Genomic DNA, 11,118 nt, shown 5'->3' on the forward strand with positions numbered 1-11,118 from the left:
CCCCAGGGCAGAGTCACTAGAGAGCACCCGGAGGGTCAGCACGTTTAGCGCGCACCGCAACAGCGGTGTCGAGCGTTGAGCGTGCTGACTCCCCGGGTTTTTTTATGCCACGAACTCATCGAAAGAAGCACACATGACCGCCACACCACTCATACTCGGCCACCGAGGTGCCATGGCCTACGCGCCCGAGAACACGCTCGAAGCCTACGAACTCGGTGCTGATCAGGGAGCCGGCGGCATGGAGATCGACATCCACGCCACCCGCGACGGCATGATCGTGGCCATCCACGACGACACCATCGATCGCACCTCCAACGGCACAGGCCGTGTGTCGGAGCACCTCTTCGACGAGCTGCGCCGACTCGACTTCGGCACGGGGCTGCCGGGGGACTTCGCTGGGGCGCGCATCCCGACCTTGGATGAGATCTTCGACCTTGTTGAGCGCCGCGACCTCGTGCTCAACATCGAAGTCAAAGACATCTACCGTCACGATGACTCCTATGGCGAATTAGCCCGACGTGCCGCCGACGAAGTGCTGCGCCGAGGTCTCGTCGAGCAAGTCTTCTTCTCGTCGTTCAACCACACGTCAATGGCTGAGCTCAAGCTCAGCCACCCCGACGTGCGAACCGGTCTGCTTCACATGATGTCACTGCACGAGATCGGCAACTACGCTGCCACGACCGGTGCGGATGCCATCCATCCCGCTCATCTGGCCCTCACGCCCGAGACCATGAGGCAGGCGCGCGCGGCGAACCTTGCCGTGAATGCCTGGACTATGCCAGCGCCATTCTCCAGCCGGAGTGAGGCGGAACAGATCGACGACCTCATCGCCGCCGGTGTTGATTCGATCATCACGAACACGCCGGATATCGCTGTCGTGCGGCGAGCAGCGCTCGCGAAAGTAGAGGCGCTCGTATGACTCTCGTTTTTGCGCGTCGAGGTGCCGCCGATGTCGCACCGGAGAATTCTCTCGCCGCGATTGAGCAGTCGCTTCGCCGTGGGGCTGACGGGGTCGAAATCGACGTTCGACTCTCGCGGGATGCTGAACTTATCGCGCTTCGCGGCGCAAGCGTTCTCTACGATGGTCAGCCAAAGGCGCTTGTCGAAGAGCTCACCTTGGCTGAGTTGAAGACGGTCGACATTGGCGTTGGGCGCGAGGGATTCGCTGGCACCCGAATTCCGACGCTTGCTGAAGTGGTCGAGTTGCTGGCCGGTTCCGATGCCCATCTCATCCTTGATGTGAAGGAAGACCCGCAGCACGGTGAGGGAGCCAGCCCCGCCGCTGTTGCGGTCGCAGAGCTCGTGCACAAGCGTCGTATGCACGAGCGCGTGACAATCACCTCCACTAATCATGTGTCGATGGCGGCGCTTGCTGTCGCGCATCCGTCTCTCAAGATTGGTCTTCGCCACCTTGTCGTGATGGAAGAGGCCGCATCGTATGCCGCTGCGGTCGGAGCGATCGCCCTTCACCCGATCGCTGTCGGCGCCGCCACCGGCGACGTGCATGGTGCGCGAGCTCTCGGTGTGATGGTGTGTGCATCCACCCTGGTTGCCGAGTTCTGGCCCGTCACCGAAGAGGAGCAGCTCGATCAACTCTTCGCTCTCGGGGTCGACGCTGTGGTCACCGATTCGTACCAATCCGCTCTCAACCGTCGAGGAGTATCCGCATGAACCGGTCTGCATTGAGCAGCGGCGATCGACCGACCATCGATAGCCGCATCATCGCCCACCGCGGTGCCAGCAGCTACGCGCCGGAGAACACTCTTGCCGCGTTCGAGCTTGCCGCCGAAATGGGAGCGACCAAGATCGAATTGGATGTTGACGTTACGAGCGACGGACATCTGGTCGTCTTGCATGACCCCCGTGTCGATCGAACGTCAGACGGCATGGGCTGGGCGCGGGATTTCACTCTCGCCGAGTTGCGCGTGCTCAACTTCGATCGCGGGTTTGAGGGCCAGTTCGCTCGCGCGGTTACTCGCATCCCGACGCTCAGTGAAGTGTTGTCGTTCGCGGCCGAGCGAGGCGTCTGGGTCAACATCGAGACGAAAGATTTCACCAACTCGTGGGGTGCTGTCAACGATCTCGTTGCCGCCGAAGTTCGCGCGCATGATGGGGTTGGCTCGACCCTGATTTCGTCGATAAACCATCGCGCTATCGCTGGTTTCGCTCGCTCCTACCCAGAGTTCACGACGGCGATCGCATTCGTCGAAACCTTCGCCGATCTGCCCGGCTATGCGCGCCGCTGCGGCGCGAACGTGTTGCACCCCCATTTCTCCCTCATCAACGAGCGATTTGTTGCGGAAGCGCGAGAGCACGGGCTGGGCATCAACGCCTGGACTATCGACGACGACGCAGCCGCTGACCGCATCCTCGAGTTCGATATCGATGGTCTGATGTCGAATCGACCCGATGTCGGCAACGTCCAGAACCGCGGCGTCGATAACTGCGGTGACCAGCACCCACCACACAGCACATCCCACAACACGGAGGCACGCGCATGAGTCAGATTGAACTGCGAAACATTGGTAAGTCGTATGGCGACAAGGAGATCATCCCGAGCCTTGATCTCACGATCGAAGCCGGCAGCTTCTCGGTTCTCGTTGGCCCGTCGGGGTGCGGAAAATCGACAACGCTGCGCATGATTGCCGGTCTCGAGAAGCCAACCACTGGCACGATCTCGATTGGCGGAAAGACGGTCGACAATGTGACTCCCGGTCAGCGTGGTGTCGCCATGGTCTTTCAGAACTACGCCATCTACCCGACGATGACGGTGGAAGAGAACATCGAGTTTGGCCTGCGCAACAACAAGGTCCCCAAGCTGGAGCGCCGCGAACTCGTGCACGAGATTGCCGAGACCGTTGGCCTCACGCCGCACCTGCGCAAAAATCCTGATGCACTGTCGGGCGGCGAACGCCAGCGGGTTGCGTTGGCGCGCGCCATGGTCAAAAAGCCTGCCGTCTTTCTCATGGATGAACCGCTCTCCAACCTCGATGCGAAGCTGCGCCAGCACATGCGCATTGAGCTCATCGAACTTCACGAACGCCTGGGGGCAACCTTCGTCTACGTCACTCACGACCAGGTCGAAGCGATGAGTATGGGCACCTCGATTGTGCTCATGGACGCGGGCCGCATCCAACAGCAATCGGCACCGACCGAGCTGTACGCGAAACCGCAGAACGTGTTCACGAGTCGCTTCATCGGAACCCCGCCCATGAACGTCGTGCCCATTGCTGCATTCGGTGCGGATGTCGCCGCCGATGCTCCCGAGGGCGCCGAGTGGCTCGGAGTGCGCCCTGAGCGACTCACGTTTGCCGACACCAGCCGCCCCGTGGTGCCAGGCGAAACTGAGCTCACGGTCACCATCATCGCCCTCGAGAACCTTGGAGCGGAGCTCGTGTACCGCGCCGTGCTGCCCGACGGCTCGCGCATTGCGATTAAGCGCTTCGACGAGATCGCGCGCCCCCTCGGTGACGCTCTCGTGCGAGTTGAGACCAACGACATCCACTGGTTTGATGCTAACGAAGAGCGCATCGCCGAACCCGCTATCTCCGGCCAGGTCCGCGAGGTCGTCTCCGCATGAAAACCTCGCTACTGAGAGATCGACGGCTGTTGCCGTACGCGCTCATCGCGCCAGCGCTCGTGATTCTCGCTGTCTTCTATCTGTATCCGATCGGCTACAACGCCGTACTGAGTGTCTTTTCCTGGGACCTCCGTGGTCCTATGAAGTTCGTCGGTTTCGGAAACTTCGCCGAGCTCTTCACTGACCCTGACTTCGGCAAGGTCATCCAGAACACACTCGTGTATATGGGCATGGAAGTGTCACTCGTCATGATCTTCGGTCTGATCTTGGCACTGTTTCTTAATCGCCAAGGCTGGCTCAGCGAATTCTTGCAAGGCGTCAGCTTTGCTCCCAACGTGATCGCGCTGGTCTCGGTCTCGCTCATCTTTGTGTGGTTGATGGATGACGATATCGGGCTGTTCAACCAAATCTTGAGCGCAGTCGGGCTTGAGCCTGTTGGCTGGCTCTCCGATACCGAAGTCGCCCTGTTCTCGCTGGTTCTTGTGTCGGTCTGGAAGTCGGTCGGGCTGAACGCCTTGATTATCCTCTCGGCGTTGCAGTCGATTCCGCGGTACCTGTTCGAAGCCGCGGACCTCGACAATGCTTCGGCGTGGACCCGCTTTCGCAAGATCACCATCCCGATGATCTCGCCCACGCTGTTCTTTCTCGTTCTCGTCAACGTCATCGGGTCGTTTCAGGCCTTCGACACAATCAACGTCATGACGCAGGGCGGACCGCAAAGCTCAACCAACACACTCATCTTCGCCGTCTACCGCGAAGGCTTCGAGTACTACCGAGTTGGTTATGCCGCTGCGATCGCCGTCGTGCTGATGGTGCTCGTGGGCCTCATCACCGTGCTTTATTTCCGCGCGTTCCAGAAAAGAGTGCACTACCGATGACTACGACGATTGCCCCTCCCACGCCACCCACGGCTGCCGGTTCTTCGCGCGGCCCCGCGTCGTCACCGCCACCGCCCGTTACACCGAGCGCTCGCACGGCCCGAAGCGGCACGATTCTGTGGAAAGCGGTGCGCGTCATCGCACGCATCGTGGTGTCGCTCCTGCTCGTGTTGGTGTTCGCCGGTCCGTTCTACTGGATGGTGCTCACCGCCTTTCAGACAGCATCCGAAGCGCTCTCCATTCCTCCGCAGTTCTGGGTGGATGCCGTGCGCTGGGATAACTTCATTGCAGCGTTCGACCGGGTGAACTTTGGCCACTTCGCGTTGAACTCGGCAATCGTCACGGGCGGCACCCTGCTCGGTCAGTTTCTGATCATCGTGCCGGCCGCTTATGCCTTCGCACGTTTCCATTTCAAAGGCCGCGACGTGCTCTTCGGCGTCGTGTTGGCGACGATGATGATCCCTGGCCAACTGATCTTCCTTCCGGTGTTCGCGATGTACGCCAAGATGGGGCTGCTCAACACACACCTCTCGCTGATCTTGCCCTTCATCGCGAGTGGGTTCGGCATCTTCTTGCTGCGTCAAACTTTCATGCGAGTGCCCGACAGCTTGATCGAAGCAGCGCGACTTGATCACGCGAGTGAGTTCACGATCATCCGTCGCATCATGTTGCCGCTGGCCAAACCGACCATCGTGACCATCGGGCTGATCACGTTCATTGGCACCTGGAATAACTATTTCTTCCCGCTGGTCTGGACCACCACGGATGCGGCCCGCACGCTTCCGGTGGCCGTGCCGCGACTCGAAGCGCTCGATGAGATCGCGCCGACCATTGTGATGGCCGGAAACATGCTCCTCGTCGTGCCGATCCTCATCGTGTTCCTGTTTGCGCGCCGTCACATCATCTCGGCGTTCACCTATACCGGCGTCAAATGATGCCCTTCGATTTCCTCGTCCGCATCAACCAACAACGCACCACCTCAACACGCACCACCTCAACCACATCAAAGAAAGGCACCACCATGTCCTCTACCCGTTTCTCGCGAGGTCGGGCACGCGCCGGCGTGCTCGCTTCGATTGCCCTCGGCTCGGTTCTGCTCTCTGGCTGCACCGCAGCCAATGCGGATGCCGCTAGCTACACCTACGAGCCCGGTGAAGAGACCGTCGAGCTTGAGTTCTGGACCGCAGCCGTTGAAGACGTGAACCAGGAGCTCGTTGATATGTTCAACGAGACCCGTGGTGACGAGCTCAACATCCAGGTCACCGCCAACTACCAGGGCGACTACGTTGAGACCGAGCAGAAGGTCAACGCCGCAGCGCTCGCTGACACTCTTCCCAACATGTTTGTGGATGAGGTCGGCATGACTGACCGGTTCGCTCGCGCCACCACCACGCTCAACCTCGAGCCGTACATGGCGGCTGTCGGGATGGACGACGCGGACTTCCAGATGGGCGAAACCGACAACCTCTACGTTGATGGCGACATGTACGCCTTCCCGCACATGCGCAGCATTCCCGTCATGTATGTGAACCAGGACATGATGCGTGAACTCGGTCTCAAGGAGACCGGCCCCGAGACCTTCGATGAGTTCGAGGAATATCTTGAAGCAGCTCACGACTATGTCGGCGGCCCCGCGATGATCTTCTGCGACTACGACTTCTGGGTCATGGAAGCACTCTTCTACTCGTACGGCGGAACTGCTGTGCTCAACGACGACGAGACCGCGTCGATGTATGACACCGAGGGTGCCATCAAGACGATCGAGTGGATCGCCGACCTCGAAGACCGCGACCTCATCAAGGTCACCGGTGCTGCAGACGTGAGCGCGTTCTTCGCGGCAGCCGGCAGCGCAGATACAGCATTCACCTTCTTGAGCTCGGGCGGCATCCAGTCGATCCTTGGGCTTGCTGCCGGTAACGGAGTGGATGTTGGTGTCTCGCTGATTCCCGCCGGTGACAACGGCCAGCGTGGTGTCTCAGTCGGTGGATCGAACATCTACCTCGCCAACACCGGTACGGACCAGGAGAAGGCCGCAGCATTCGAGTTCATGAAGTGGACAAGCGACACCGAGCAGGCTGCCTACTCCTCGTCGCGCACCGGGTACCTGCCCGTGCGTCTTTCGGCTCTCGAAACCGACCTGATCAAGGACCTCATGGAGACCACTCCTGGCTATGCGGTTGCTGCTGAGCAGATCACCTACGGCAAGCCTCGCCCGATGACGAAGGCCTACAGCGAGCTCGAAGACCTCATGACCGAGCGCATCCACGCCATCTACTTCGACGACCTCGACGCGTCAGAAGCGATGCCGGCACTCGCTGAAGAAGTCAACGAAGTGCTGAACCGCTAGCGTTCTCCACACGCACGAAAGCAATGGCCGTGAACGGGGAAACCCGCTCGCGGCCGTTGTCGTTGTGCCGTGAGGAGCACGCGCGAACAGCACGTCGCGGACGGAAGGGTCTTTGGGACGGTGCCCATCAGCGCACTGTCGCGTTCGCACGCACACCTCTAGTCGTACCAACGCCACCGTTGTAGCGTGGGGCTATGACAACAGGCGTGTCGGAGGAACCGTGGCACGCGCTCGATTCTGCTGAGGCGTTTGTTCGTCTGAAGTCGAGCGCGCAGGGGCTGAGCACCGCCGAGGCCGCCGAACGGCAAGCCGAGTATGGGCCGAATCGGTTGGAAGTGCGCAAGCCAACGCCCGCCATAGTGGTGGCATTGCGACAGTTTCGCTCGCCGCTAATCGCGATCCTGTTGTTGGCCGCGACGATTACGCTGCTGCAGCAAGATTGGGTCGACTCGACCGCCATTCTCATTGTGCTCGTGCTGAATGCCTCGATTGGTTTTTGGGAAGAGACCCGGGCCGAGCGAGAAATGCGAGCCCTCGCCTCGCTCGCTGTTCCACGGGCACGCGCTCTGCGGGACGGCCACGTCATCCGTCTTCGAGCGGTGGATCTCGTTCGCGGTGATGTTGTCACGCTGGAGAGCGGTGAACAGGTAACCGCAGATGTCAGAATTGTTGATGCTCACGCGCTTCAGGTTGATGAATCGATGCTCACGGGGGAGTCGGAGCAGGTTCACAAAACTCCTGACGCGGTTCCCGTGCATGCGGCGACGGCCGACCGCCGCGGGATGCTCTACAGCGGTACGTTCGTCACATCTGGCCGTGCTCGTGGCGTGGTCGTCGCGACGGGACGCGACACAGAGCTGGGGCGGATAAACGAACTGATCCAAACCCGCCCGGAGAGAACGCCACTCCAGCGGAGCATCAACAGTCTCGAACGCCGCATTGGAGTTTTTGTGGCAGTCGTTGCCATCGCGGTGATCGCCACTGGTCTGTTGCTCGGCGAAGAACTCGAATCAGTCTTACTATCGGCGATCGCCATGGCGGTAGCAACCATCCCTGAGGCGTTGCCCGTCGTGATGACGGTCGCGCTGGCACTCGGAGTGCGCCGGATGGCAACCCAGGGCGCGATCGTGCGCACGCTGCCGGCCGCCGAAACGCTCGGCTCGACGACGGTGATTGCGAGCGACAAGACGGGTACGCTCACCCAAAACCGCCTCGCCGTCGAGCGGGTGTGGGTGCCAGATCGCGGGGTCATTGAGGTCGAGGGCATGCGTTACGAGCCGAGTGGGGTGCTGCACGATCTCATCATGGCGGGTGCCCTCGTGAACGAGGCACACTCGCGCGATGATGACGAAGGCGGTTTCATCGGTGATGCCGTCGATGTTGCGCTTGCAGTGCTCGCTCGCTCGCTTGGCGTCACGAGTGACGATGACGAGCCCGATCAAGTGGCACGGCTGCCGTACGAACCACAGAACCGTTATTCACAGTCGCTGCGCCGTAACGACCAGCGGGAGACGGATGCGGCACTCATGCTTTACGTCAAGGGCGCGCCGGAGCTCGTGCTCTCGATGTGTAGCGAGGAGGCCGGGGGAGGCTCCCTCGATGCGACCGCACGCCAGCGGGTGTACGACGCCCAGGCTGACCTGGCCAGCGATGGTTACCGCGTGTTGGCAATCGCCTGTCGAAGTGTGGAACACAACGAGCTCACGGGTCCGGAACTTCCGCACCCCAGCAAGCTCCAGCTGCTCGGCCTTGTTGCTCTCACCGATCCTCCGCGAGCGGAGGCCCTCGAGTCGATCGCCCTCTGTGTTGGGGCGGGGATCCGCGTCATCATGGTCACGGGTGACCACCCGTTGACGGCCACTACGATCGCACGACGACTCGGTATCGCCGACTGTGACGATGTAATCACGGGGGCCCAACTCGATGACCTCGACGATGCTGCGCTGGCTGACCGGGTAGCCCATGCCGGCGTTGTCGCGCGTGTTTCGCCGTCAGATAAACTTCGCGTTGTTCAGGCGTTGCAAGCCACGGGGGAAACGGTCGCAGTAACGGGGGACGGCGTGAACGACGCCCCCGCGCTGAAAGCGGCCGCTATCGGTGTTGCGATGGGCAAGACGGGCACTGACGTTGCGCGAGAAGCTGCGGATGTCGTGCTCACCGATGACCGTTTTGCCACCGTTGTCGAGGCGGTTCGGCAGGGCCGCATCGTGTTCTCGGCCATCCGCAAATCAACGTTCTTTCTGCTGTCGACTGGCTTCGGAATCATGCTGGCCGTCGCTATCAGCTTCTTTTTCGATCAGCCACTGCTGCTTATCCCGGTGCAGGTGTTGTGGATCAACGTTGTCACGAGCGGCCTGCAAGATGTCGCGCTCGCGTTCGAGCCTGCGGAGGGGGATGAGCTTCGGCGGAGGCCGCGGGCAGCGCACGAGGGGATCCTGTCGCGTGAGTTGTGGGTGCGCACCGTGATGTCGTCGAGCTGGATGGCGACCGTGTTGATCATCACATTCCAGATGGCGCTCGCCGCAGGCTATGAACTGGATCACGTGCGCACGATCACGATGACGGTGTTTGTGCTGATGAGCTTCTTCCAAGCAGGTAGTGCGCGTACCGAGCGACGCTCGCTGTTCACTATCAGTCCGTTCAGCAACCCGTTCCTTGTTGCGACCGCCCTCGGCTCGCTCGGGCTGCAGTGGCTTGTGATGACGTGGCCGGTCAGCGCCAGCGTGCTGCAACTCGTGCCGCTCACGCTCGGGGAGTGGGTGGGCTGCGCAGCCGCCGCGTCGACCGTGCTGATCTTCATCGAGGTCGAAAAGCTTGTGCGCCGGGTTTTGGCGGGGCGAACACGATTGTGAGCGCTACGCCTGGGGCCACTATCGATTTCCCCTCTCCAGATAGAGCAAGAGACGGAAGGCCGAGCAGCCCTCGGGACTCTGCGTAAATACCCGACAGCAAGCACAACGGCTTCGCTGACCTCCTTCCGGGAGTCGCTCGCCTGGGGCTGTTCAGAATTCCTGTTCGCTTCCCTGCCAAGCTTTTTCTGCGCCCGAGAAATTGATACCAAACCATTTAGCTTTGGGCGCCGAATCATCTACATGTCACTCACCAGAACACTTCGGGCACCGAAAGCCACCCTCGCAGGTGCGCTCATCTTGCCTGCACTTCTCATTGCGCTCTCGGGATGTGCAGGTTCTCAACCGTCCGCAACGACGCCGTCCGAGACGAGCGGGAGCGAACAGCCCGCCGAAACCGACGAAAACGTTGTCACGACTATCGGCCTGAAATTCATGCCGAAGGATCTCACCGTCAAGGTCGGTACGACGGTTACGTGGCAGAACGGCGAAACGATCGGTCACACCGTTACCTCCGGAGCTTGGGGCGACGTCAACGAGTCAACCGGTCTCCGCGGGACGCAAACACCAGACGGCCTCTTCGACCACGACCTAGCTCCGAAGGGCCAGGAGGGCGACACGTTCTCCTATACCTTCGACGAACCCGGCGAGTACTCGTACTACTGCCAACCGCACTTGACCATGAACGCAACCGTCACGGTCGAACCGTAAGAACCCGCACGACACAACGCACCACCAACAAAAAAACATCAACAAGGAGAAGAAACAATGCGTAAATTCACAGCAATCACCGGTCTCGGACTCGCAGCGGCACTTACACTCTCGGGCTGCTCGGCAGCTACAGAGGCTCCGGCCACCACTGATGAGAGCAACTCTTCGATGGTCGTCGACACAGTAAACAGTGACGGCTCCGCACTGCGTGCATCGCTAACGGCCCTGCTCGCTGACCACGTCTACCTCGCCGGTGCAGCCATCGACCAGGCGCTCGCCGATGGTGGCGACCTTACGACGGCCGATGTTGCCGGAGCAGTCGAAACGCTCGACACCAACTCGGTCGAGATCGCAGCCCTCGTGGGCTCGGCCTACCCCGATGCCGAGCAGCCGTTCCTCGATTCTTGGCGCTCGCACATCCCGTTCTTCGTGAACTATGCAGTCGCGAAGGCGACGGATGACCAGGCTGGCATCGACCAGGCAATGTCAGATCTCGGCGGCTACGCAGTGTCGTTCGGGCAGCTGATGAATTCGGTTGTTCCTGAGCTCTCGGCTGAAGATGTACAGGCCGGCCTTGAGACGCACGCTTCATCGCTCGTTGCAGCGATTGACGCCAACATCGCCGGTGACCCTGCCTACTTCGCGCTGCTGAAGGAAGCTGCTGGACACATGCCGATGACGGCAACTGCTCTCGCTGGCGGAATTGCAGCCAACAAGGGTATTCAGTAAAACCAATTCACGAGTGAGCCGGCG

The 11,118-nt window shown here is 60.8% G+C and carries 10 protein-coding genes; all 10 read left to right on the top strand.

The window, feature by feature from the left end:
• Positions 1-133: 133 nt before the first annotated feature.
• The 10 genes from I6E73_RS04935 to I6E73_RS04980 all read left to right on the top strand — a co-directional run bounded on the left by I6E73_RS04935 (position 134) and on the right by I6E73_RS04980 (position 11,094).
• Positions 134-919, top strand: a complete 786-nt coding sequence (locus I6E73_RS04935) for a glycerophosphodiester phosphodiesterase family protein (RefSeq protein WP_197123540.1) — start codon at positions 134-136, stop codon at positions 917-919.
• Positions 916-1,671: a glycerophosphodiester phosphodiesterase family protein gene (locus tag I6E73_RS04940; protein ID WP_197123542.1), complete on the top strand. Its 756-nt coding sequence runs from the start codon at positions 916-918 to the stop codon at positions 1,669-1,671. Before I6E73_RS04935 ends, I6E73_RS04940 begins: the two co-directional genes overlap by 4 nt.
• Complete coding sequence (locus I6E73_RS04945; protein WP_197123544.1) at positions 1,668-2,501, top strand: glycerophosphodiester phosphodiesterase family protein; 834 nt, start codon at positions 1,668-1,670, stop codon at positions 2,499-2,501. Before I6E73_RS04940 ends, I6E73_RS04945 begins: the two co-directional genes overlap by 4 nt.
• The gene (locus I6E73_RS04950) at positions 2,498-3,580 is read left to right on the top strand and encodes an ABC transporter ATP-binding protein (protein WP_197106249.1); all 1,083 of its coding nucleotides are present in this window, start codon (positions 2,498-2,500) and stop codon (positions 3,578-3,580) included. Before I6E73_RS04945 ends, I6E73_RS04950 begins: the two co-directional genes overlap by 4 nt.
• Positions 3,577-4,458, top strand: coding sequence for a carbohydrate ABC transporter permease (locus I6E73_RS04955; protein ID WP_197106248.1), 882 nt, complete (start codon positions 3,577-3,579; stop codon positions 4,456-4,458). Before I6E73_RS04950 ends, I6E73_RS04955 begins: the two co-directional genes overlap by 4 nt.
• A complete protein-coding gene (locus I6E73_RS04960; RefSeq protein ID WP_197123546.1) occupies positions 4,455-5,393 on the top strand; it encodes a carbohydrate ABC transporter permease in 939 nt (312 codons plus the stop codon). The genes I6E73_RS04955 and I6E73_RS04960 overlap by 4 nt, the downstream gene beginning before the upstream one ends.
• 86 nt (positions 5,394-5,479) lie before the next feature.
• Positions 5,480-6,805, top strand: a complete 1,326-nt coding sequence (locus I6E73_RS04965; protein ID WP_197123548.1) for an extracellular solute-binding protein — start codon at positions 5,480-5,482, stop codon at positions 6,803-6,805.
• A gap of 194 nt (positions 6,806-6,999) precedes the next feature.
• Positions 7,000-9,657: an HAD-IC family P-type ATPase gene (locus I6E73_RS04970; protein ID WP_197123550.1), complete on the top strand. Its 2,658-nt coding sequence runs from the start codon at positions 7,000-7,002 to the stop codon at positions 9,655-9,657.
• Positions 9,658-9,897: 240 nt separating this feature from the next.
• Positions 9,898-10,365: a plastocyanin/azurin family copper-binding protein gene (locus I6E73_RS04975; protein WP_197109586.1), complete on the top strand. Its 468-nt coding sequence runs from the start codon at positions 9,898-9,900 to the stop codon at positions 10,363-10,365.
• 57 nt (positions 10,366-10,422) lie between these two features.
• Positions 10,423-11,094 carry a hypothetical protein gene (locus tag I6E73_RS04980; protein ID WP_197123552.1) on the top strand — a complete coding sequence of 224 codons (672 nt, stop codon included), beginning with the start codon at positions 10,423-10,425 and terminating at the stop codon, positions 11,092-11,094.
• Positions 11,095-11,118 lie beyond the last annotated feature (24 nt).

This window comes from Salinibacterium sp. SWN248, assembly GCF_015864575.1.
GTDB lineage: Bacteria > Actinomycetota > Actinomycetes > Actinomycetales > Microbacteriaceae > Rhodoglobus.

What these genes read in the sequence shown, in the direction of transcription:
- I6E73_RS04935 (WP_197123540.1), top strand. Translation starts at nt 134, where the DNA reads ATGACCGCCACACCACTCATACTCGGCCACCGAGGTGCCATGGCCTAC.
- I6E73_RS04940 (WP_197123542.1), top strand. Translation starts at nt 916, where the DNA reads ATGACTCTCGTTTTTGCGCGTCGAGGTGCCGCCGATGTCGCACCGGAG.
- I6E73_RS04945 (WP_197123544.1), top strand. Translation starts at nt 1,668, where the DNA reads ATGAACCGGTCTGCATTGAGCAGCGGCGATCGACCGACCATCGATAGC.
- I6E73_RS04950 (WP_197106249.1), top strand. Translation starts at nt 2,498, where the DNA reads ATGAGTCAGATTGAACTGCGAAACATTGGTAAGTCGTATGGCGACAAG.
- I6E73_RS04955 (WP_197106248.1), top strand. Translation starts at nt 3,577, where the DNA reads ATGAAAACCTCGCTACTGAGAGATCGACGGCTGTTGCCGTACGCGCTC.
- I6E73_RS04960 (WP_197123546.1), top strand. Translation starts at nt 4,455, where the DNA reads ATGACTACGACGATTGCCCCTCCCACGCCACCCACGGCTGCCGGTTCT.
- I6E73_RS04965 (WP_197123548.1), top strand. Translation starts at nt 5,480, where the DNA reads ATGTCCTCTACCCGTTTCTCGCGAGGTCGGGCACGCGCCGGCGTGCTC.
- I6E73_RS04970 (WP_197123550.1), top strand. Translation starts at nt 7,000, where the DNA reads ATGACAACAGGCGTGTCGGAGGAACCGTGGCACGCGCTCGATTCTGCT.
- I6E73_RS04975 (WP_197109586.1), top strand. Translation starts at nt 9,898, where the DNA reads ATGTCACTCACCAGAACACTTCGGGCACCGAAAGCCACCCTCGCAGGT.
- I6E73_RS04980 (WP_197123552.1), top strand. Translation starts at nt 10,423, where the DNA reads ATGCGTAAATTCACAGCAATCACCGGTCTCGGACTCGCAGCGGCACTT.